This is a genomic window from Photobacterium sp., from assembly GCF_033720175.1.
In the GTDB taxonomy this organism is placed as follows: domain Bacteria; phylum Pseudomonadota; class Gammaproteobacteria; order Enterobacterales; family Vibrionaceae; genus Photobacterium.
Map to the genome: position 1 here is coordinate 42,435 of NZ_JAWWDA010000022.1, position 23,962 is coordinate 66,396.

19 protein-coding genes are annotated in these 23,962 nt (G+C 46.5%); 12 read left to right on the plus strand and 7 right to left on the minus strand.

The window, feature by feature from the left end:
- Positions 1 to 164 precede the first annotated feature (164 nt).
- Entirely contained in the window at positions 165 to 2,486 is a 2,322-nt protein-coding gene (locus R3289_RS18950) for a glycoside hydrolase family 3 protein (RefSeq protein WP_413466724.1), read from the minus strand.
- A 736-nt stretch (positions 2,487 to 3,222) separates the two neighbouring features.
- On the opposite strand from R3289_RS18950, the gene R3289_RS18955 reads away from it, so the two are divergent.
- The gene (locus R3289_RS18955; protein WP_318927415.1) at positions 3,223 to 3,579 is read left to right on the plus strand and encodes a YibL family ribosome-associated protein; all 357 of its coding nucleotides are present in this window, start codon (positions 3,223 to 3,225) and stop codon (positions 3,577 to 3,579) included.
- Positions 3,580 to 3,693: 114 nt separating this feature from the next.
- Here the strand turns inward: R3289_RS18955 and R3289_RS18960 are convergent, their stop codons facing one another.
- On the minus strand, positions 3,694 to 3,894 hold the full coding sequence (locus R3289_RS18960; RefSeq protein ID WP_318927416.1) for a cold-shock protein: 201 nt from the start codon (positions 3,892 to 3,894) through the stop codon (positions 3,694 to 3,696).
- A gap of 723 nt (positions 3,895 to 4,617) precedes the next feature.
- Between R3289_RS18960 and R3289_RS18965 the strand changes: the two genes are divergently transcribed.
- From R3289_RS18965 to fbpC, 7 genes are all read left to right on the plus strand, one after another.
- Positions 4,618 to 5,826 (plus strand): ammonium transporter, encoded by a 1,209-nt coding sequence (locus R3289_RS18965; RefSeq protein ID WP_318927417.1) that lies wholly within the window; start codon positions 4,618 to 4,620, stop codon positions 5,824 to 5,826.
- Between the two features lie 172 nt (positions 5,827 to 5,998).
- The gene (locus R3289_RS18970) at positions 5,999 to 6,628 is read left to right on the plus strand and encodes a response regulator (protein WP_318927418.1); all 630 of its coding nucleotides are present in this window, start codon (positions 5,999 to 6,001) and stop codon (positions 6,626 to 6,628) included.
- A 42-nt stretch (positions 6,629 to 6,670) separates the two neighbouring features.
- Positions 6,671 to 8,284, plus strand: a complete 1,614-nt coding sequence (locus R3289_RS18975) for an MASE1 domain-containing protein (protein ID WP_318927421.1) — start codon at positions 6,671 to 6,673, stop codon at positions 8,282 to 8,284.
- Between the two features lie 147 nt (positions 8,285 to 8,431).
- Positions 8,432 to 9,763, plus strand: coding sequence for an MFS transporter (locus tag R3289_RS18980; RefSeq protein ID WP_318927422.1), 1,332 nt, complete (start codon positions 8,432 to 8,434; stop codon positions 9,761 to 9,763).
- Between the two features lie 111 nt (positions 9,764 to 9,874).
- The gene (locus R3289_RS18985; RefSeq protein ID WP_318927423.1) at positions 9,875 to 10,909 is read left to right on the plus strand and encodes an ABC transporter substrate-binding protein; all 1,035 of its coding nucleotides are present in this window, start codon (positions 9,875 to 9,877) and stop codon (positions 10,907 to 10,909) included.
- Positions 10,910 to 11,055: 146 nt separating this feature from the next.
- The gene (locus tag R3289_RS18990) at positions 11,056 to 13,152 is read left to right on the plus strand and encodes an iron ABC transporter permease (RefSeq protein WP_318927424.1); all 2,097 of its coding nucleotides are present in this window, start codon (positions 11,056 to 11,058) and stop codon (positions 13,150 to 13,152) included.
- A gap of 18 nt (positions 13,153 to 13,170) precedes the next feature.
- Positions 13,171 to 14,229, plus strand: coding sequence for a ferric ABC transporter ATP-binding protein (fbpC, locus tag R3289_RS18995; protein WP_318927425.1), 1,059 nt, complete (start codon positions 13,171 to 13,173; stop codon positions 14,227 to 14,229).
- 213 nt (positions 14,230 to 14,442) lie between these two features.
- Here the strand turns inward: fbpC and R3289_RS19000 are convergent, their stop codons facing one another.
- Positions 14,443 to 16,818 (minus strand): ATP-binding protein, encoded by a 2,376-nt coding sequence (locus R3289_RS19000; RefSeq protein WP_318927426.1) that lies wholly within the window; start codon positions 16,816 to 16,818, stop codon positions 14,443 to 14,445.
- A gap of 365 nt (positions 16,819 to 17,183) precedes the next feature.
- On the opposite strand from R3289_RS19000, the gene R3289_RS19005 reads away from it, so the two are divergent.
- On the plus strand, positions 17,184 to 17,756 hold the full coding sequence (locus tag R3289_RS19005; protein ID WP_318927427.1) for a CDP-alcohol phosphatidyltransferase family protein: 573 nt from the start codon (positions 17,184 to 17,186) through the stop codon (positions 17,754 to 17,756).
- Between the two features lie 389 nt (positions 17,757 to 18,145).
- On the plus strand, positions 18,146 to 18,508 hold the full coding sequence (locus tag R3289_RS19010; RefSeq protein WP_318927428.1) for a hypothetical protein: 363 nt from the start codon (positions 18,146 to 18,148) through the stop codon (positions 18,506 to 18,508).
- Between the two features lie 152 nt (positions 18,509 to 18,660).
- Here the strand turns inward: R3289_RS19010 and glgC are convergent, their stop codons facing one another.
- A complete protein-coding gene (gene glgC / locus R3289_RS19015) occupies positions 18,661 to 19,878 on the minus strand; it encodes a glucose-1-phosphate adenylyltransferase (protein WP_318927429.1) in 1,218 nt (405 codons plus the stop codon).
- Between the two features lie 267 nt (positions 19,879 to 20,145).
- On the opposite strand from glgC, the gene R3289_RS19020 reads away from it, so the two are divergent.
- Positions 20,146 to 20,751 (plus strand): nicotinamidase, encoded by a 606-nt coding sequence (locus R3289_RS19020; protein ID WP_318927430.1) that lies wholly within the window; start codon positions 20,146 to 20,148, stop codon positions 20,749 to 20,751.
- Complete coding sequence (locus R3289_RS19025; RefSeq protein ID WP_318927431.1) at positions 20,738 to 22,081, plus strand: nicotinate phosphoribosyltransferase; 1,344 nt, start codon at positions 20,738 to 20,740, stop codon at positions 22,079 to 22,081. The genes R3289_RS19020 and R3289_RS19025 overlap by 14 nt, the downstream gene beginning before the upstream one ends.
- Positions 22,082 to 22,185: 104 nt before the next feature.
- On the opposite strand, the gene R3289_RS19030 is transcribed toward R3289_RS19025, so the two are convergent.
- The 3 genes from R3289_RS19030 to R3289_RS19040 all read right to left on the minus strand — a co-directional run.
- On the minus strand, positions 22,186 to 22,956 hold the full coding sequence (locus tag R3289_RS19030; protein ID WP_318927432.1) for an ABC transporter permease: 771 nt from the start codon (positions 22,954 to 22,956) through the stop codon (positions 22,186 to 22,188).
- A complete protein-coding gene (locus R3289_RS19035) occupies positions 22,949 to 23,623 on the minus strand; it encodes an ATP-binding cassette domain-containing protein (protein ID WP_318927433.1) in 675 nt (224 codons plus the stop codon). The genes R3289_RS19030 and R3289_RS19035 overlap by 8 nt, the downstream gene beginning before the upstream one ends.
- A gap of 226 nt (positions 23,624 to 23,849) precedes the next feature.
- Positions 23,850 to 23,962 (minus strand): cold-shock protein (locus R3289_RS19040; RefSeq protein ID WP_318927437.1); only part of this gene is annotated, 113 nt, incomplete at its 5' end.

Genomic DNA, 23,962 nt, shown 5'->3' on the forward strand with positions numbered 1-23,962 from the left:
ATTGAAAAGTCGATCTAGTTCAAAAAATATTTTCACTATAGATAACTGACAGAGGAATAACTCTTATTTAACAGCTATGATGATACAAACTCTGCCTAATAAAAATACGGCGCCATTTCTGGCGCCGCTGGTATTCACGATTCTCTTCCAGTGTAAGGCGATAGTTACTCGGAGTAGCTCAGGCCGTGACCGAATGGATACAGGGTATCTGCCGCTGCATAACCCGGAGCATCAGACGCTTGGTCAATAATTGCTTGGGCACTATTAGCAAGTGCAAATGGCAGTTTACCAGACGGGTTGAATTTACCAGTTACAACATCCATCAGTGCATTATCCTTAGAACCGAAGGTAGCCAAAATAGCGCCGGCATCTTTCAGTCCGCTGACTCCATCCATAACAAACGGCTGGCGGAAGTAGACGGAGAGAACAGTATTCTCGGCACCGACTTCGCTCATCACCGCTTGGATATCTGCCAGAGATGGGCTGATCTCCCAGGTATTCGATGCCGCCATACTGGTGAAGTCGAGCACATCCACTTCTTTGAAATCGGCACCACCGAAAACCAACAAGCCGGTATCTTTGTTAGTCACGCGAACACGGATCAGCGCATAGTCGTGATTAGCCGCACTCGGACGGGCATCAAGATCTGAAGCATCGCCTGTGGTTACAGTCTGGTAGCCATATTGCTCGGCTACACCTTCATTCACACCTAGTGTATAGAGCTTCTTACTCGCGGCGGCGTCGCCAGCAGGCAGAGGTAGCAAGGAATCCTTATTATCAAGCAGTACAACAGACTTGCGCTGTGCCTCGCGGGCTTTATCCTGGAACTTTTCGTTGCCCACAATATATTCTGCACGCACCGGATCCACATATGGATTTTCAAACAGTCCCAGCTCGAACTGTACTTTCAGCAGGCGCTTAACTGATTCGTCGATACGGTCCTCGGAGACCAGGCCTTGCTTGACCACGTTGAGGATATCAGCATTCTTGTGGAAACCGGAGAAGACATCGGTACCGGCATTGATAGCGGTCTGGAACAGCTCGTCTTTAGTCTTGTCTTGCAGACCCCAGGCGCGGTTATTCTGGATAGTCTGGGTATCAGGCAATCCCACATTCGGCTCGTTGATAATGCCGGTGTCAGAATTGATCACACCAGTAAAGCCAAGCTCATCGCGCAACAGATCATCCAAGATCCCTTTGGAGAAGGCGACTCCAACGTTACCTGCCGGTGTGCCGACAGTGGTGCTGTATTTGTTATACGGCACACGTGCTGTATTTTGAACGCGTTCAGACGTCACATCGACAAGCGACAGATCGATTCCACTATTCTTATCAGTACCTACATACAAATTGGTTCCGTCTGACGCCACGGTCTCGCCTTGTCCCAGATCAGCCAACTTCCACTCACCGCCACCGACAACCCCGTAGTAAGGCATAAGCGCCGCTACCCCAGCGTCGATGGCCGCTTTAAAGGGCTTAACATGATAGTCGAAATTCCCAGTCGGATAGCTCTGGTGCTGACCGGCAAGATAGTGCGGATCCAAACCCAGGAACTGCGGGCCGCCACCGGGGAAGTGCTTCATGGTCAGCACAATGCTGTTGGAGTCGACTTTCTTACCCTGCAGGTGAGTCACAAGGCTGGTCATAATATCAGCGGCCAGAGCTGAGTCTTCGGTAAACGTTTCATGAACTCGGTACCAGCGCGGCTCAGTCGAGAGGTCCGCCATATAACCGTACATGCCACGTAGGCCGATCGCTTTCCACTCCGCATTCATGATATCGGCAAACTCACCGATCAGCTCCATATTACCTTCGCCGAGAGAGGCAGATGCCAGACCGGCCTCTTTCGGCCACTCGGAGAATGCGCCGGCAGAAACGTTGATCCCAGGTTTGGCATTAGGGTCGTTATGGTTACGGGCGTTGGATTTGAACAGCGCCGGTATCCCCAAACGAGTGGCCTCGCTCAACTCCTGCACCATATTCATATACTGGGCGGCTTCATAAGGAGAGATGGGGGCACTGGCGCGACCACCGACAGAGGCAGACGCCGGATCACGCAGAGCCGGATCCATCGCATCCAGCTCATTTTTAGTCAGGATCGGGTTGCGGAAGATAAAGCGGTTCATCATCTGCTTCTCGATATAATCAACGTGACTGCTGGTCACCCTGCCATAGGCCGCAGAATTCATGGTATCGATAAGCATCATACCGACTTTTTCTTCTAGGGTCATTTGGGAAACCAGATCGTCGATACGCTCGTCAACGGGCTTACGCCAATCCTCGTAAACATCCAATTTGTCGTTTTTGTTGAGATCTTTAAATTGGTATCCGCTAGAGTTAATAAGATTTACTGCGCGCGCGCTAAGCTGTGCCTGCGGATACTCAGGAGCGATAACCTCTGTTGTTGTGTCGTCATTACAACCGGCTAAAAAGACGGCTAAAGCGACAGGGGTAAAAGTGAATACTCTCTTCATCGTATTTTTCATATGTAACCTCCGTGTAAGTCTTAGTTATTTTACGCAGGGACTATATATGACACAGCAATATTGGTTAACCACCTGGCGTTAAAGTAGCGACAGAGATCAACCAAAAAGTTAACACTGGATAACCAGATCACAAATACCATAATAAAAACAAATTAAAACATAAAACTGCACGTTATATCACGGAAATAGATTATCCAGCAGGCAACAGGTGAACCAATTAGGTTGCTCTTATTTTGCTTATAACAGTGCAGAGATTATTAACAAAATCATAAAACATTTATTAAAAGCGGTGATCTTTGAGCATTTTTTCCTGCGGGTAGCTAAGTGGAAAAAGCACCCGCTGAATAATTGACAATAACCAAAAAAAACATCAAGCCAAGATCTTGTAACTAAAGCAATTAACATAGCGAAGAATGATACGATTAAGGAGAGGTTGTTCGAGGTTCAATCTAAACGGATAACTCACTTGAAAATTAACCATTCTGTTAGAAAAACCTCACGAGTAAACAACTCCAGATTAGTTAAACGATGAAGATAATGGTGACAAAAAGTATGTTGCCTCTGATTTAAATGAATATAGATGTCTGATAAAAGTCTAAATACTCCCAGATGACATCATGTTGCAGTAACGAGAGCGATAGACTTTCTGTTATAATAACGACAAGGTCAACACAGTACGCCGACAGATGATGTCGGAATCGCTTGGTGTTGTGTGCGTGTATTTTAAGGTAACAACATGAATTTAAAGCAAGAACTTCAGCAGCTAAACAACAAATTAGATAAGTTCCGTCGTAAACTGGCAGGTGCGGAAGAGCGTGGTGATAAGGCTATCGCGGGACAAGCTAAGCTGGAGATAGCAAAAACGACTAAGCTGATCGCAAGTATGAAAAGTCAGCAAACTCGTCAGATAAACGACCAAGGTGCTGATCTAAAATCACTGCCCTTTAAGCGTGAGCTGACTAAAGCTGAGCAGGCTGATATGGGTAAATTGAAAAAATCAGTTAAAGGATTGGTTGTTGTACACCCGATGACAGCACTTGGTCGTCAAATGGGTATTAAGAAAGTGACAGGTTTTGCTCCGGCAGCCTTTTAATGACTTTAAGCTAAATAACGGTTAATCGTTATTTAGCTTTTTGATAGCGGCTGAAAGAAAATAAACGTGGTGCGTTTCATTCTATATTTACGCCGCTATTTCTAAACATCTATGTTAGATAAAGCGAACTTCAACCGCTTGTAGCTTGTTTGATGAGTCATCCATGATGAATTCAACAAGGCTGCCTGATACTGGCTGGTTATTGCTGCTAATACTGGATATATCAAAGCAAATGTCACCACCTAAATCGCTGGTAATCAACCCTTTTTTTTCTTTAGGGTTAAAACTGCGGATGATACCGGTTTCTGAAGTCATTGTTATTCCTTATACCCAAACCATGCATCGAGTGCGGTAGGTTTGCGGCTATCAAATTGAGTAAATAGTTATTTCCGGCCACAACAGTGAATGTCACTTTTTTGTGGCAAGTATCTTTTTAGCTCATTGACCTTTATCTCTTCACAACTATGAGTGATCACCTTAACTCAATAGCTCGTCACTGCTTAATATCGTTTTTCTTTTGTAACGACAGCAATGAACAGAAATCTCTTCCATGATTTTTTGGGTTCTTCTTTACAGCTGGCTTTGGCGAGAAGCAGGACGTGCGAAGGGTTCTTACAAAATCACATAATCAGGTCTGAGTTGCAGACGTATGGACAGTAAACCCTATCCGCCGTCCTGTAAATACTTTTTTCAACATTGTTTTTATATTGAAGGGTAATCTTCCTCTAACAATTAAGCACTAAATCGGTGCAACCTAATAATATATTGCACCAAAATTTATCAATGCTTTCTGACCCATAACGATTTAACAGAAACGCCATCTTCTACCGCACGAAAAACGTGCAATATGTAATACTGCAAATCATTATAAAACAATGATTTAAATGCTAAAAAATCAATTTGCACCATACCCGCACCCAATATTGGTTCACAATGGCATAAAAACTGCTTAATGTTGCTCAACAGGAATAATGCCAAGTTAAAATGACGAATAATTTAGCGTAATAGGTATATACCCCCAAGGATGTGGAGACGTTTGTGGAAAACATTAACAGTGCAGTAGAAACATTAATTCAGAGTTCAAACACCCTTTTTATTCTCTTGGGTGCCATTATGGTACTGGCGATGCATGCCGGTTTTGCCTTTCTTGAGCTCGGTACCGTCCGGCAAAAAAACCAGGTCAATGCGCTGGTTAAGATCATTGCTGATTTTGGATTTTCGGCCATTGCCTACTTTTTCTTTGGTTACTGGGTCGCCTATGACACCACCTTTTTCGCCAGTGCCGAGCAGCTAAGTGCCAACAATGGCTATGAACTGGTTAAATTTTTCTTTTTAATGACCTTCGCCGCAGCCATTCCGGCAATCATATCGGGTGGCGTTGCCGAACGTGCCCGCTTCTACCCGATGCTGATTGCCTCTTTCTTTATCGTTGGCCTTGTCTATCCTTTCTTTGAAGGCGTGATATGGAATAACAACCACGGCTTTCAAGATTGGTTAACCGCCACTTTCGGCGCTCCGTTCCATGACTTCGCGGGCTCAGTTGTTGTCCACGCCGTAGGTGGCTGGATAGCACTGGTTGCCGTGATCATGCTGGGCTTACGGAATGGCCGCTATCGCGACGGCCGTCTGATTGCTTTTGCCCCGTCTAATATTCCGTTTCTGGCACTGGGTGCATGGATCCTGACCATCGGCTGGTTTGGCTTCAACGTTATGTCAGCGCAAACAATGGATGGGATCAGCGGTCTTGTGGCGGTTAACACCTTGATGGCGATGGTCGGCGGTATTGTCGCGTCACTGTTTGTCGGTAAAAACGACCCCGGCTTCATTCACAACGGCCCTTTGGCTGGCCTGGTTGCGGTCTGTGCGGGTTCCGACTTGATGCACCCAATTGGAGCACTTATCACCGGTGCCATTGCAGGTGCGCTATTTGTCTGGCTCTTTACTTATATTCAAAACAAATTACATCTCGACGACGTACTCGGAGTCTGGCCACTGCACGGTGTCTGCGGTGCCTGGGGCGGAATTGCAGCCGGTATTTTTGGTAGTTCAGCTTTTGGCGGATTAGGCGGTGTGAGTCTAGCCAGTCAGGTAGTCGGAACCATCGCTGGTATCATCGTTGCGTTGGTTGGCGCCTTCATTGTCTATGGCGTGATTAAGAAAACCGTCGGCCTGCGATTAACTGCCGAAGAAGAATATAACGGGGCTGATTTGTCTATCCACCAAATTGGCTCAACCAGCGAAGATTAAAATCTTCTCGCGGAGCTTTATACAATAGACCGAAAAAAGCCGCGCTTTACAGCGCGGCTTTTCTTTAGGTTATTGAATTGATTTCGCGATTGTCATCACATCATGTCATCAGTAAATTGAATGCTGCAGCCAGTTTTGCGACGATGCGGATATAACAGCATAGGATGTGAAAATGATTTCAGTAGCCTTAGTCGACGACCACATCATGGTACGTTCAGGTTTTGCTCAGTTACTCAATGTAGAGCATGACATTGAAGTCAGAGGGGAGTTCGGTTGTGCCAGCGAGGCGTTTGCCGCACTGTCAGCATCAGACGTTGATGTTGCCGTCATTGATATCTCCATGCCTGATGAAAGCGGTCTGGTATTATTAGAAAAACTCCGCAAATCAAAACCGGCCTTTCGCGCCATTATCCTGAGTATTTACGATTCGGCCTCTTTTGTCAGTAAAGCCATCGAAGCCGGAGCATGTGGTTACCTGTCAAAGCGATGTGGCCCCGGCGAGCTGGTGACCGCTATTCGCACCGTCGCCCGAGGCGATCGTTATCTCTGTGCCGATGCCTTGTTTAACCTCAGTAATGCCCCTAGCCAACCGCAAGCCCTCAATGCACTCACCAAACGGGAACAAGAGGTCTTCAACTACTTAATTCAGGGTAAAGATGTCAAAGAAGTCGGTGTCGAGCTTTCCATTAGTCATAAAACCATTCATGTTCATCGCGCCAATATTCTCAGTAAGCTGGAACTATCCAATAACGTCGATCTGATCCGCTTCGCCATTCAACATAAGTTACTGGCAGAATCATGAATACCGCTTCCATCAGGCTGGTGAAAAGAGCATCCATTACTAATGGATAAAGCCAACCCTTTTGCCGGCAGCTATTTCTCGTATGCCTTTAGTTTTGTCATCTACAGCATCAGCTGGTTCTGCCTGTGGAGCATCAGCAGCTACCTGTCGCCCGACTTATTGCTAGCCGGGTTATTTCTGCCGACCGGACTTAAGCTCGCGGTATTAGTACTGACAGCACGCCGTTACTGGAAATTGTTTGTCATCAGTGAATTGATCATCTCGGGTTGGCTGATCTACCTGATAGGGGATCAACAACAAGACATCTTGCTTTTATTGTGCCCTTTTCTAAGCTATCTGCTCGCCATTCCCTTTGCGGATATCTGGCAACAGCTGAAAACCTATTGGCAAAAATTACTGGCGCTGGTGTCATTGGTATTGGTACATGGGATCCTGCTGGGAGGCATGATATTACTGTTGATCAAGCCGCTGGATCTCCCTCTTAACTACGCATTTTCCAGTGCTATTGCCGCGATTACTGGCGGAGTATTGCTGACGCCCTTCTTGTATCTGCTTTACGACTACCTCCACCATAAAGTCTGGGTGCCGCTAAGCCCGGCATTGATACACCAGGAAGTCACGCTTCGTCCTTCGGCATTACTGTGGGCCATCACTTTTTTCACGGTCGGACTGGTTGCCGAGCTGACGTTGCTTGATCAAATGGAACCTTTAGGTTTGTTGATCATACTGCTACCGAACATTTTCATGGCCTATAAATATGGCTGGCAAGGGGGCGTATTAGCCACCGTAATGAACAGTATTTTGCTGACCACCGCCCGTCAGATCTCGGGATCGTTTGCTACCGACCAAGAACTACAAATATTCATGACCACGCAAGCACTGGTCGGGCTAGGGCTGGGGATCGCGATCAGCCGTCAGTATTTGCTGGCACAGAAATTACAGCAAGCGAATCAGGATCTCGCCGCTGAGCTCACTAACAAACAGGATCTCGCTCGGCAGCTGGTTCAGGTTGAAGAAAATATTCGTAAATCTGTCGCTCGTGAATTACACGATGAAATTGGCCAGAATATTACCGCGATTCAGATCCAGGCCATGCTGGCCGATCGCACCACCCAGGAAGAAAATACCAAAACTATTGCCGATGCCATCAATACGTTATCAATGCGAATACACAGCGCAACCAAACAGCTATTAACCCAATTACGACCACATATTCTCGATGAGCTGGGGTTAGAAAATGCGCTACGGCAGCTTGCACATGAAATGAAGTTTGCAGAGCGTCAGATCGATTTTAAGATCAATATCGGAATTGCCGCCGATAAACTCGATGACATCACCGCCGTCACCCTATATCGCATAGTGCAAGAGCTACTGAACAATGCCACTAAACACTCACAGGCAACTGAAGTGCAGCTAAGTCTGATGCCCGGTACAAGCTTCAGCCTTGAATTGCGTGACAATGGTTGCGGCTTGCCTGAAAATTGGCGCACCAAAGGGCAAGGCTTGAAAGGCATTGAAGAACGTGTCAGTGCGCTGGGTGGTCACCTTTCAATAGAAAGCAATGACAACGCCCATATCCGGGCTGGAAGCGAACTCAATTCAAACAAAGGCACGCGGATTATTGTTACCTTGCCCACAAAAATAAACCCCAGTTAGCCAAACTAGGAATTCTTCTTAGTCATTTAAAAACCTGTCTCATTCTTTCTGCCAATTCTTACCGTAGTATTTATACCCAAGTGACCTCAAGATGCAGGATTCAGAGTGAGGTCACTTGGGTATAGTGCAACAGGGAGACTGCGCCGAATGATGGGTTTTCTAGTATCAGAACAACCTGTAAAAGCGATTACCGATCAACAGCAGATAGATGCCACGTATAAACACTGGCGACTGCATTTGATGTTTTCGATGTATATCGGCTATGGCGTTTTTTATTTCACCCGTAAAAGTCTTAACTTTGCCATGCCAGCTATGTTGGCCGATCTTGGCTTAGAGCATTCAGACATCGGGTTTCTCGGCACCCTGTTCTATATCACCTATGGCATATCCAAGTTTGTCTCTGGCATGGTCAGCGACCAATCCAACCCGAGTTACTTTATGGGATTAGGCTTGATAACCACAGGGATCATCAACATTGCTTTTGGCTTAAGCTCATCGCTCACAATGTTCGCCATATTGTGGACATTGAATGCTTTTTTTCAGGGTTGGGGCTGGCCACCCTGTGCAAAGTTGCTCACCACATGGTATTCCCGTTCTGAACGTGGATTCTGGTGGTCAATTTGGAATACCTGCCACAACTTAGGTGGCGCTTTAGTTCCGCTGATCATCGGTTTTGCCACCATTACATGGGGCTGGCGATACGGCTTTATTATCCCCGGTACCGTTGGCATTTTCGTCGGTTTGATCTTGTGCTTTCGGATGCGAGACAAACCTTCCACCATGGGATTACCGACGGTCGGACAATGGCGTAACGATCAACTAGAGCTGATGCAGGAACAGGAAGGATATGGGCTATCGTTCCGCCAAATATTAAAAACGTATGTCATCGGCAATAAATACATCTGGCTGCTTTGCAGTTCGTATTTGTTGGTATATGTGGTGCGAATTGCCATTAACGACTGGGGCAACCTTTATTTAACCGAACGCCATGGCTTTAGCCTGTTCTCAGCCAATGCCGCGGTGTCGATGTTTGAAGTGGGTGGTTTTCTCGGGTCGTTATTTGGCGGCTGGGGCTCCGACCGCTTTTTTCACGGTAACCGTGCCCCGATGAACCTGATTTTTGCACTGGGTATCTTTATTTCCGTCGCAGCGTTATGGCTCACCCCGCTGGATAATATTGCGGTGCTATCAAGCTGTTTTTTCTCTATCGGTTTCTTTGTGTTCGGGCCACAGATGATGATTGGTATGGCTGCAGCCGAATGCTCGCATAAAGATGTCGCCGGGACCGCCACCGGATTTGTCGGTCTGTTTGGCTATTTGGGTGCAGCACTGGCGAGTTACCCGATGTCACTGGTTATCGAACAATTCAGCTGGGAAGGCTTCTTCTGCGTTATTACCTTCGCCGCGGCCTCGATTGGCCTGCTGATCTTGCCTTTTGTTAAAGCACAACAGCGCTCTGTGTCTGTCGCATATAAGTAGCTGGCACCGAATGAATATAACTCGATTTACCGCAGGGTTGCGGTAATAGCTCAATGTCACCTACCACCGATCTCGGCATTGAGTTCATAATAAAAAGCAGAGGAAATAATGATGAAAGCTAGAACTCAACGCAGCCTGTTAGCTGCCTGTATACTCGGATCGACATTTGCTGCTCCACAAGTAATGGCAGAAGGCCGTCTGGTTGTTTATTGCAGTGCAACTAACGCCATGTGTGAAGCTGAAACCAAAGCCTTTTCTGAAAAATATGATGTAAAAACCTCATTTGTTCGCAACGGTTCGGGGAGTACATTTGCGAAAATTGAAGCTGAAAAGAAAAATCCTCGTGCCGATGTCTGGTATGGCGGTACATTGGATCCCCAATCGCAGGCGGGGGAAATGGATTTGCTGCAGGCATATCAATCACCTCAGCTTGAAAACATCATGGAAAACTTCAAAGATCCAGCCAAGCGCAAAGGCAACTACTCTTCTGCGGTCTATATGGGAATTTTAGGCTTTGGGGTCAATACACAGCGCTTAGAAGAGAAAGGCTTAGAAATTCCACGCTGCTGGAGTGATTTAACCAAGCCCGAATACAAAGAAGAAATTCAAATCGCCGATCCACAAAGCTCCGGTACAGCTTATACCGCACTTGCTACTTTCATCCAGCTTTGGGATGAAGATAAGGCATTTAATTACTTCAAAGAGCTCGATAAAAATATCTCGCAATACACCAAATCTGGTGTAACCCCTTCCCGTAACTCTGCCCGTGGCGAAATAGCTATCGGTATCGGCTTCTTACACGATTATTCTTTGGAACAATCAAAAGGTGCACCACTGGAGCTAATCTCACCTTGTGAAGGAACGGGCTACGAAATTGGCGGTGTCAGCATAATTAAAGGCGCGCGCAATATAGACAACGCCAAGCTGTTTGTTGACTGGGTACTGTCGAAAGAAGGCCAGCAATTAGCATGGCAAGAAGGTAAGTCTTTCCAAATCTTAACCAATACTCTGGCCGAGCAATCTCCTAACGCACTCGATCCAACCAAGCTTTCCCTGATCAATTACGACATGGAAACCTATGGTTCATCTGACGAGCGTAAGCGTCTGATCAACAAGTGGGTCAACGTGGTTAAGATGGGCGAATAATACCTTTGTAATCATTGAGCAGTGCCTGGCGCTGCTCAATATTTCCAACACTAGTAACACTAAATAGAACAAGAACTTTCTTGGGGCAGCTTACACCCTGAAATTAGTGAAACATCAATTAAATAACTCGATTTTGGTAATTAACCATGAATGACTTAGCAGCTGAATCAACCTCAAGACAGCTCCAAAGTTCAGCGCAACGAGATCCTATTTTTTACTGGATTATCGCGCTGATCGGAGCCTTTGTGTTATTGCCCTCTTTCTCCCTCGATTACGGTGTTTTCGAGTCGACGTCTCAAGAATTTAAAGACGCGATGGGCTGGAGTGGCATGAACATTTCGTGGCTATGGTTTGCCATGCCTCTGGTATTATTAATCAGGCCTTTTCAGGCACAAGACAAATACGCCAAGCAACGCCATCACTTTGATATTATTTACGCCAGTTTTTGCATGTTGTTTACCTTGCTCTCATCTTGGTATACCGAGCAAGGCTTAGGCTACGCCAGCATTATCTTGTTCATCGCCCTCTGCTGTGTGATGACCCTGGCACTGGCTCGCCTTGAATACTTAGGTGGCGACGTCTTTGTTATTGGCGCGCTGGTCAGTATTGTCTCACTGATCGCTATCTTCATTATTTATCCGAGCATCGCCATTTTTGTTCCGATGTTCCAGGATGATATGGGTGATTTTGTAATGTGGCAGTTTGTCGATATTCTGACGCGATCTCAGATCGTTCAGATCATCCTCAACTCCATCACACTGGGTACATCCGTGGGGATTACTGCGACTTTCTTTGGTTTGGTCTTCGCAATTTACACCACCAGAATTGCTAAACGTTCTGCGTTCCTTGCCCGAATTTTCTCCATTCTCCCTATCGTTACACCACCATTTGTAGTCGGTTTGGGGGTCACCTTAATGCTCGGCCGCTCAGGTTATATTACTGAGCTGATGGTTGACTGGTTTGGTTTACAGCAAACCAACTGGTTATACGGTTTTACCGGGATCTGGATGGCACAGGTGCTGGCATTCTCGCCAATGTCTTTTATGATCCTTGATGGTGCAATGAAATCACTGCATCCGTCACTGGAAGAAGCATCATATACCTTACGCGCTAACCGCTACCAGACCTTCTTTAAGATTGTGATGCCACTGCTTAAACCCGCACTGGCAAACTCTTTTCTGATCATCTTTGTTCAGTCACTTGCTGATTTCAGTAACCCGCTGGTTCTCGGTGGCAGCTTTGACGTACTGGCAACCCAAATCTATTTCTACATCGCCGGCGCGCAACTCGATTATGCTTCAGCAAGTACTTTAGGTGCGGTGCTGCTATTGTTCTCACTGGCTATTTTCGTCATCCAGTATGTCTGGATTGGTAAGCGTTCTTACGTCACGATTTCAGGTAAATCATACCGGGGTGATGTACAGCCATTGCCGCCATCACTCAAGCATGGTGTCTCGGGAGTGTTGTATTTATGGATGGCATTCAACATCTTGCTTTACGGGAGCATCGTCTTCGGTAGCTTTACCGTAAACTGGGGGGTAGATTACAGCCTGACGCTGAATAACTATATCAACCTATTCGGTATGGGTATGAGTGAAGGCGCATGGCCGTCACTGCTGACCACCATGACCTATGCAGGTATCGCAGCTCCTCTTACTGCGCTCTTCGGCTTATTGATTGCCTATATCGTTGTCAGGCAGCAATTCCATGGCAAGAAAGTGATCGAGTTTGCCACTATGCTGTGTTTTGCCGTACCGGGAACCGTTGCCGGTGTGTCTTACATTCTTGCGTTCAACGATGCGCCGGTTTACCTCACAGGTACGGCCGCTATCGTCGTTATTTCGATGGTAATGCGTAACGTGCCTGTAGGTATTCGTGCCGGTGTCGCGGGGTTAGGCCAGCTAGATAAGTCGCTTGATGAAGCCTCGTTGAGCTTACGTGCCAACTCCTTTAAAACCATTACTCATATTCTGATCCCATTGCTACGCCCGGCAATACTGTCAACGCTGATCTACAGTTTTGTCCGCGCAATGACCACGGTAAGTGCAATCATATTTCTGGTTACGCCTGAAACCCGAGTAGCAACATCGTACATCTTAAACCGTGTTGAAGATGGGGAATACGGTATTGCTATCGCCTATGGTTCCGTACTGATCTTTGTCATGCTGGCCATTATTTTGATCTTTGACTCCCTCGTGGGCGAAGCCCGCGTATCCCGTTCACGAGCCAACAACCAAGACTAACGATTGGAGATAATTCTTATGGCAAACGACAACTTTGTAGTTCTGAAAAATGTCTGCAAGCGCTTTGGTGACAATACGGTTATTGGCAACCTTGATCTGGAGATCAAAAAAGGCAGCTTAGTAACCCTGCTAGGGCCATCCGGCTGTGGTAAAACCACAGTACTACGTTTAGTGGCAGGGCTGGAAAAGCCCACCAGCGGTCAAATTTTCATTGACGATGAAGATGTTACCAATACCTCGATACAACAGCGTGATATTTGTATGGTATTCCAATCTTATGCACTATTCCCCCACCTGTCGCTGCATGAGAATGTGGGCTATGGCCTGAAAATGCTGAAATTATCTGCTGCTGAAATTAAACAGCGGGTCGACGACGCATTAAAACTAGTTGACATGGAAGGGATGGGCGATCGCTTTGTTGACCAGATTTCTGGTGGACAGCAGCAGCGCGTGGCATTGGCGCGAGCACTGGTGCTTAAACCTAAAGTACTGCTGTTTGATGAACCGCTGAGTAACCTTGATGCCAACTTACGCCGCAGTATGCGTGAAACCATTCGTGAATTGCAGCAACGTTTTAATATCACGTCACTATACGTTACCCATGATCAGACCGAAGCGTTTGCGGTCTCTGATACCGTTATTGTAATGAATGATGGCGAGATCATGCAGCAAGGCTCACCGGGCGATCTCTACCAGTCGCCAGCATCGATGTTCATGGCAAACTTCATGGGGGATGCCAATATCTTCTCAGGCAGTTTTGACGGTGAGCAGCTGAATATTAATGGCTATCGTATTGCGGCGGATCCGGAAGTGATCCGTGGAAACCCCACGGGCGATTATCAGATCGGTGTGCGTCCGGAAGCTATTTTACTGGCACACGAGGGCGAGCCTTGTCAGCAGTGTATCGTCAACAATGTCGTGTATATGGGCTCAATGTATGAAGTGGCAGTAATGTGGCATGATCAGGAATTATTGTTGCAACTGAACTCTTCGCAGTTTGATGCCGGTCTGTCAGACCATGCCTACCTGACGATTAACCCGACCGGTCTCTTCCTTCTACCAGCTGATGCCCGTTAATACCTGACTAAGTAATACTCCTTTACTCCGTCCCTGCTTTGCAGGGGCCGACGTCATAGCATAATCAAGACATTCATAACCGTTGGTCATAAATACCTATCACTAGAAACTGCTCATTAATATTGTGAATTTATATAATAAATGCCAAACGGTATATAGAATTTACACTGTAAAAAAGGCTGCCGGCTAGGCAGCCTCAACCACGCTATCGCGTTATTTTCTTAAGGCATTCAATTTTGCCTGGGCGATGCCATAGATAGAACCGCTGGCATAGCCGCCTTCTTCATTCCACGTGCCTGCCGATTTTGAGGTAAGGATCTCAATCGCTTCCGTCACATGACCGATTGCCCAGATATGAAATTCACCTTTCTCAACGGCTTCAATCACATCTTTTCGCAACATCAGATTGTGAACGTTCGACTCAGGAATAATCACCCCTTGCGTTGACTGGCGTCCTTTAATCGTACAAACATCGAAGAACCCCTCTATTTTCTCGTTTACCCCACCAATAGGCTGGGCATCGCCGAACTGATTCATCGAGCCCGTTATGGCAATATCCTGACGTAACGGTTGCTGAGAAAATGCCGAAACAATGGCGCATAATTCCGCCATTGATGCACTGTCACCATCAACGCCACCGTACGATTGTTCGAATGTAAGGTGCGTGGACAATGGTATTTTGGCGGTTTTACCAAAAATCGATGCTAGATAGGCCGATAAGATCATGACTCCTTTCGAGTGGATACTGCCACCAAGCTTTACTTTTCTCTCAATATCAAACACATCACCTTCACCAAACGCCGTAGTGGCAGTAATGCGATTCGGTGCGCCAAATTGATAGTCTGAGGTTGCAATCACCGATAATGCATTGATCTGACCGACGGCATCACCTTGGGTATCGATCAAGGTCGTACCGTTCATAAAACTTTGCATTACCTGATCTTTTAATCGGCTGACACGCTTTTCCTGGTTCATTAATGCCTGCTCGACATGGCTACTGCGGATCACCGTGGCATTCATCGAGCGGGCGCAGTAATTTGTCTCGCGCAGTAAATTGGCAATGTCTGCAGAGTGCAGTGACAGTTTGTTCTGATCTTCAACCTGGCGCGAACTATATTCAATAACCCGAGCGATTGCCCGGCGATCACAATGCAGCATGTTGTTATCATGAACAATACTGGAGATGAATCGTGCATAATGCTCTTCCGATTTATCGGTACGAGGCATTTCATCTTCGAAGTCAGCGGTCACCCGGAACAGTTCACTGAATTCAGGATCATAATGCTGGAGTAGCTGATAAGTCTGATAATCACCAAACAAGATAATTTTGGCATCCAATGGGATCGGCTCAGGATCTAATGAAATTGTTCCAGAGAGGGTAACTTCCCGCTCCAGCGAACTTAAGTTCAATTTGCGTAAACGCAGCGCACGCTTCAGACCATCCCAAACATAAGGCCGCTCCAGTACTTTCACCGCATCCATCATCAGTACACCGCCATTTGCACGATGCAAACTCCCTGGGCGGATTAATGAAAAGTCCGTGAACACCGTGCCTTTGTAGGTCGCATTTTCAACATAACCAAAAATGGCATGGTAGTTCGGGCTCTCTTCCACCACTATCGGGAACTTATGCTCATCCTGGCTCACTAACACATTCACCTGATAGCGGCGAGGCATCTTCTTATCAAGCGCCGCATAAGCCAGTGCGACCTGCTCTTCGCTTTCCTCCAGAAAAATATCGAGGTTTTCCAAAATATCTTTCTTCATCGCCGATAAATGCGCTTTCACCTCAGGCAGGGATCGATACTGCTCTGTCAGCGTTTTAATGAAATGGCTCAAGACTTCCAGTGCCACTTCTTCATTCAGCTTCTGGAGCTTATCAGAAAACTCCTCTTCCCATTCAGTCAGCTGACGTATTATACCGCGCAGCTTTATCTCCAGTTTTGCGATGATCGCTTCGAACTCACGTTGCTCTTTTTCCGACAGCGCATCAAACGTTTCTTCAGTATGTGGCTCTTCACCATTTAAAGCGACAAGCTGGTAGTCACCCTGAGTGGTTAACGCCAGACTGATATTTTTCTCTTTCGCTTCCTTGGTCAGGTTAACCAATGCGGTCTCCTGCTTCTCCGCTAATTGGCTTTTCAACGTTTCCGAGCGGGAATAGTACATCTCGTTGTCAAACGCCAGCGGCAAGGCCTTCACCAGACGCATCATCAGCTTTTCGACGTCTTTCTTAAACTGGTTACCGGTTCCTGCCGGTAACTTGAGCACTTTCGGGCTGCGGGTTTCCTCAAAGTTAACGACATAACACCAATCATAGATCGTACGGCTATTGCCATTGAGTTCATGGCGTTGCAGGTAACGCAGCATCATTGTACGCTTACCCAGACCATTACGACCGATGGCATAAATGTTATAGCCTTTCTCTTTAATAGACATGGCAAACTCAACAGCTTGCTGAGCTCGCTCCTGTCCCACAATTTCATCCAACGGAATCAGGTGCTTAGTCGATTTACACTCATCCGGACTAAGATCATTCAATTCAGACGCACGATACAACTTGTCACTGCTCAGGGGTTTAATTGGCATATATGTCCCTCTTATATGTATGACTCTAGTTTAGTCACTAAATGACTATATTTTAGTGATTTAGCTTCCGTTTGAGAGCTTGTAATTATGCTGTCATGGGTCTATAGCCAGGTTTATACCCAATAAACCGAATCCAACAGCGCTGCTCCCGGATTCATGAAATAAGCTGTATATGGTCAAGTAAAACTGGCCACGGTTTGATGGGCAAGTCAGAAGCGGGACTCTTTGTCCGCCTTGGCGGTATTATCCTTAATTATTTGGTTAACATTCTTGTGAGAAAATAACGTCGAAAGCCTAATGCGGGTTTACACTGGAATAAGACAGACCTCAACGAATGCAGCTTAATTGCGGATGATTAACGTCTAATGACTAGTGGTGTAATCAAACTGATCCCAAATATATTGACGACATTGCGCCTGATTTTGGCAGTGCCTGTCTGTTTGCTGATCCTGAATGAAAACTACCCTGCGGTCTTGTGGATAGCCTTTATTGCCGGACTCAGTGACGGTGTCGACGGACTGATTGCGCGTAAGATGCATGCCGAGAGTCGTTACGGGGCTATCGTTGATCCGCTTTCCGATAAGACGTTGCTGATCAGTACGTATGTCGCTTTTGCCCTAGTAGAATTACTGCCCTGGTGGGTAGCAGCCATAATCGTCACGAGGGATGTGATTATCATCACAGGGGCGATCGTCTATCACTGGCAGTTCGGACGTTATGACGTTGTACCGAGTATCTGGGGTAAAATCAGCACGGCTGTGCAGATTATTTTCTCCCTGATGCTGTTAACCCATCAGGTGTATCCGGTGTTTCCCGCGATCAGTTTCCAGATCGGTTTATGGTTGGTGATTTTGATGACTGTTGTCAGCGGCGTTCACTATGTCTATACCTGGAGCGTAAAGGCTCAGACCATAAAAAAAGGACAAAATAATATCTAATATGTGCCATCAATGACTGCCTCTTCAACAAGAAAACTCCCGCTCTGTCAAATAATTAAGTGAACCATGATTCCGGTACATTTCGCCAGAGCGATGCAAGTCCGTTGTACGTACATCCGTACCAACAAAAAAACGACGCGGATAAATCAGCAACCCTCACAAAATTGATAATATATTGTTTTTTTTAAAAGTAAAAATGCTGGATACAGAGCAAAAAGGATTAAATTGGTCACATAATCTTCGCGAACTCACCCTGCTTTCACATCGCTCAATTGAACTAAAATTATTACTAAGTGAAGTGTCAATTTTTATGTGATCTGAGCATATGACCCGCAGTTTCTTAAACTAGCTATGGCTCAATCGAGTAAGGTTATTAGGAGATCATTGTTATGCCAAGTGTAAACTATAAAGAAGATCATTTAGATAGTGTCTTGGTCATTAGTGAAGAAGGTGTCGATCATGAAGGATTAACACGTTTATTCAATAGCCATGATTTTCCGGTAGATATCCGCTGGAGTAATTTACAAAGTATCGATCTTGTTCAATATGGAGCGATAGTCCATTTGACTCGATCTTCAAAGTCTTTGGCTGCCTTATTAGGTGATAGGTTATTGTCAATTAAAGAAGAGGAGTGGCTTTTAATTGCTGGCGATGATGAAGATCTACATTGCACGGTTGAATTAACAACATTAGCATCCGATAAATTACGGCTCTTCGTAAGGATGTTATGGGCAAGATTTAATATTGCTTGATATCACTATAACCCCTGATTAGGTATCGTAAAACACACAGTGAGATAAAATGACTCTCTCGCTGGCGTGGCTAAAAATGTAATACGTCGGCTAGAATGCCGACGTATTGATGTAAGTGAGAGTCTTAAGCGGCTTTATTTCTGATACCTTTCTTAGAAACCTATTCTTGCACCTTTCGGAATGACGACAATACCGTCATCTGAAACATGATATTTCTTTCTGTCTTCTTCAAGATTCTCGCCAATCACGGTACCCGATGCAATGTGAACCTCCTTATCGAGGATAGCACGACGAATTGAACAGTTTTCACCGATCTTCACATCCCCAAGGATAACTGATTCGCTGACTGTGCTGCAGTGCCCGATATTACAGCTGAAACCGAGTACAGAATTGTGGACCTTCGCCCCCCGAATATAGCTACCATTAGAAATTAAGCTGTTATTAACATTCACTTTGCAGCAGTCACCATCAAGGAAGGTCGCAGGTGGCAGCGGCGGGTAATAGGAATGCAGCGGCCAGTTACGGTTATACAAAGAAAACGGCGGCGTTTCAGAAAGCAAATCCATATGCGCCTGCCAGTACGCATCTATAGTACCGACATCCCGCCAGTAACCCTGACCAGCTTCGCCTTCAATGGTATTGGTGCTGAAATCATACACAAAGACCCGGCCTTTCGGATAAAGCTTAGGAATAATATCTTTACCGAAATCATGGCTTGAATTTTCATCGGTACCGTCTTCTTCGAGGGTATGTAACAAGGTTTCCGTTTCGAAAATATAGTTTCCCATGGAAACCAGCGCGTGGTCAGGATCGTTGGGTATAGGTTTAGGGGTAGTCGGCTTTTCTTCAAAACCGATCATCCGTCCCTCACTATCAATCTCGATCACCCCAAATGAGCTCGCTTCACTTAAAGGCATTTTGATTGCACATACGGTTAACTCAGCCTGTCGGGCCTTATGAAAATCCAGCATCTGTTTTACATCCATTTTATAGATGTGATCACTGCCGAAAACACAGACCTGAGCAGGGGCTGCAATTTCTATAAAACCAATATTCTGATAAATCGCATCGGCAGTTCCGGCGTACCAGCGCTTATTCCTACGCATCTGTGCCGGGATCGGGTCAATAAACCGATCTGTAATACCCGACAACCTCCACCCCTTTTTCATGTGTTTATAGAGGGACTGTGACTTAAATTGAGTGAGCACATAGATCTGTAAAAAGTCCGCATTAGCAAAGTTATTTAATGCAAAATCGATAAGCCGGTAGCTGCCACCAAATGGGACTGCAGGTTTACTGCGCCCCTCAGTTAAAGGACGTAATCTAGCCCCCTCTCCACCAGCCAATATCATCGCTAATACACCAGCCATCTTTCCTCCCTAAGCATAAGCAATAACAAGCATATCATTATTAAGCATATACTCATTATGTAATTATTGGCAAGGAGCCTGCCGTACTTATAAAAAATTTGACTTATGTTACATTTTTACATATTTCCGTTAGATAAAGGTTAAAACCCAGAATTAACACGTGGCCATCTTTTAGTTAAAACAGATCAGGTTCAAGTTAATAAAGTGGGGACTTCACAATGAGCTAACCTTGAGGTAACGCTCAAAATAATACGTGGAAATAACATCATGGATAGCCACAATTCACTTAAACTGACAGCCCAGGATGCGTTGATTCTGGTAGATGTGCAAAATGACTTCCTCCCTGGCGGAAGCCTGGCTGTAACAAACGGAGATCAGGTGATACCTGCACTTAACTGCTATATCAAAGCCTTTCATCAGCGCCGATTACCTATTTTTGCTACCCGTGACTGGCATCCATTGAATCACTGCTCCTTTAAAAATTGTGGCGGTATCTGGCCACCTCATTGTGTGCAGCATACTCACGGGGCTGAGTTTGCCAGTGATCTCCGGCTACCTGAAGATGTAGAGATTATATCTAAAGACGACACGCCAACATTAAATAGCTACTCGGGCTTTACGTGCACAAATCTCAGTAAGCAGCTCCGTAACAAAGGTTGTAATCGCCTATTTATTGGCGGATTGGCAACCGATTATTGTGTTTTGAATACTGTACTTGACGGAATTAGGGAGGGCTTTGATGTCGTTCTGCTGGAAGATGCGATACGGGCAGTGAACCTTAACCCCGGAGATAGTGATAATGCGATAGCCCGGATGAAAAAGGCCGGAGCGACAGGTATTCGGGTGGAGGAAATAGAGAATGGCATGCTATGAGAGCCCGCAGCTAACCGACCTGTACCAGCTTACTATGGTGCAGAGCTACCTTGATCATGATATGAAAGATGAGGCAGTTTTCGAATTTTTTGTGCGGAAACTGCCATCACGGCGTAACTTTATGATCGCTGCCGGGTTGGAGCCGTTACTGGATTTTCTTGCACAGGCCCGGTTCGGCGATGAAGAACTGGAGTATCTGGCCAACAGCGGATTTTTTCGCAGTAATCTGATTGATTACCTGAGAAAATTCCGCTTTTCCGGACAAGTCGATGCGATGCCGGAAGGGACGATATTCTTTGCCAATGAGCCAGTTGTGCGCATAACAGCCTCTCTGCCAGAGGCGCAATTGATCGAGACGCGGTTGATTAATTTACTACAATTACCAATGCTGGTCGCAACCAAAGCCGCACGCTGTAGGCTTGCTGCAACCGATAAGCTATTGGTCGATTTTGGCCTGCGTCGCGCCCACGGAGCAGATGCAGGTATGCAGGCATCCCGTGCCAGCTATATTGCGGGCTTTGATGGTACGTCGAATGTTCTCGCTGGTCAGCAATATGGTATTCCGATTTTTGGCACGATGGCACATGCTTATATTCAGGCCCACGGCTCGGAAACGGCAGCATTCCGTCACTTTGCAAAAAGCCAGCCGGATAACTTAGTCTTGCTGATCGATACCTACGATACCTACCGAGGTGCTGAGCGGGTGATTAAATTGGCGGAGCATTTAAAAGCCGAAGGTAAATCGGTCAAGGCCGTGCGGATCGATAGCGGTGATCTGGGGCATGAAGCCGTCATGGTAAGGGACCTTCTCAATCGTTCCGGTCATTCTGAAATTGGTATCTTTGCCAGTAGCAGTGTCGATGAATATTTGCTCGAACACTTAGGGCAACAACAAGCCCCTATTGATGGTTACGGTATTGGCACCAGCCTGACGACCTCGGAAGATGCTCCCTTTCTCAATTGTGCTTATAAACTACAGGAATACGCGGGTATCGCGCGTCGTAAACGTTCCCACGGTAAAGCGACCTGGCCGGGCTGCAAGCAGGTTTATCGCCATGTGAAAGACGATGGACAACTGGCCTTCGATCAGCTCTGCCTGGAAACAGAAAACCCGGGAAACGGGCAACCATTACTGCAACCGGTAATGCTAAATGGAAAACGGGTGGTAGCGGCAGAATCATTCGACACATTACGTAAGCGGGTTAAACAGCAATTGTTAATGCTGACTCCGTCATTGGCTAATCTGTCAAAACAAGCTAGATTTGAGCTGAAAATTTCGCAACCCCTGCAGCAGCTCACTCACCAGACAGACCAACGTTTCAATGACTAACCTAGGACCGCAATGATTGAGCTGTGTATTGAACGCCCTTTAATATATTGATATACGAACATTTAAAAACCGTCATCTGGCCAGGTAACAGTAATATATTCTGCTTAAAGTGTCAGCTGCCCATAGCGATTAAACGCAAAGCGACTGACAAGCGCCAGACACGTTATAACAGAAAGTATACCCGCAATGAAAATGGCCACCATGATCACCAGTTGGTATTTCACCGCCAGGATAGGCTCGGTACCACCGAGGATCTGCCCTGTCATCATACCCGGCAAGCTGACTATACCCAAAGTTGCCATTGTCGCTAGCTGAGGGGCCAGTGCCGCTTTCACCGCCGTTTTAATAAAAGACTGACCCGGATTGGGCGCGCCTAACGCCAGATAAAACTGATATTCATTCTGTTTTTCACGCAGGCTGCTATACCAGCGTTCAAGCGCCAGTACGTTCGCCGTCAGGCAGTTACCCAGCAACATCCCCGCAACCGGGATCATATACTGCGCCTGCCACCAAGGCTCTGCCTGAATTGCCCCAGCCAGCATTGCAGGCAAGACAACAAAAAGCGCTACAACCTGCCCCAACAACACCGCAGGCAGCACCTTGCGAACATTCATCTCAGCCCTGCGGCAAATACTGAAACCGGCAATCAAAACCATCACAGCCAGCCATAACACATTCAAGCCAGGATGCTGCCAGTCAAACAGAGTCTGCAGGTAAATACCCACTACCGCCAACTGCAAAGTCATACGAAGCACAGCTTCAATCAGCGTTCGGCTTAAGCCCAGTTGCCAGCGATGAAAAAGAAACAGGGGAATAAGTAATAGCAGATAAAACCCTGCCAGTGCCAGGCTGCTGATCTCAAGAACATTATTCATTGATCTGCTCCATGCGATGGTGATAGTCGCTGGCAGCCAGCCAGATCGGATCATGAGACACCGATATCCTTGCCGGAGCGACCGTATCCAATAGCGTCATGATCTTGTCTCGACTGATAGAATCCAGTGCCGAGGTCGGTTCATCTAATAACCACAACGGACGTCGCATCAACAGTGCCCGGGCTATCGCCAGCCGTTGTTTTTCACCGCCAGAAAGCAGAGAAACCGCGTATTCCAGTGACTGCGTCAGACCGACCCGATCCAGCGCTTCTCGGCATACTATATCATCAGGTTCAGAGGGAGGTGTCGGGATGGTTGTCGAATGCAGAGACGCCGACATCGCTTTCAGCATCCACGGTAATCGAAGAACCTGACCAATGGTGTCTGCCCCCATAACAGGCTCTTGTGGCAAATAGCAGAATTGCTGCCGCCACCAGCCAAGATCATCAGCAGAAACATCCCGCCCCTGCCAGCTAAAACCACCATGAGCCGGTGGACGCAAACCGGCCAGGACCAGCAACAGACTACTCTTTCCACAGCCCGATCTTCCCGATATCGTAAGATGCTCACCGGCTCGCAAAGCCCCGGTCAACACCCGGCAACCCGATGCTTCCAGCCCGGAGCTCAGCTCGGTAATCGTTAGTAGAATGTCTGTCGGGTCAGCCATATTTCGTTCCTGATCTCTCGTAACTCATTACAGTGTATTGGAGAGCAAGATATGGCTCAAATTAATTGAAATCATCAGTAGCATTAAAGCGTTTAATATATCGTATGCTAACGTTAAAACGATAACACCCCTCACGGGGTTGAACTGTTGATCATCGTGACAAATGACAGGCAAAAAAAATGCCGGCAGCGCCGACATTTTTTATACTGATTACATAGACTCTAAATTATAGAGCAACTACGTTTGCAGCTTGAGGACCTTTCTGGCCTTGTTCTACGTCAAAAGAAACCTTTTGACCTTCAGCAAGAGTTTTGAAGCCTTCAGAAGCGATTGCACGGA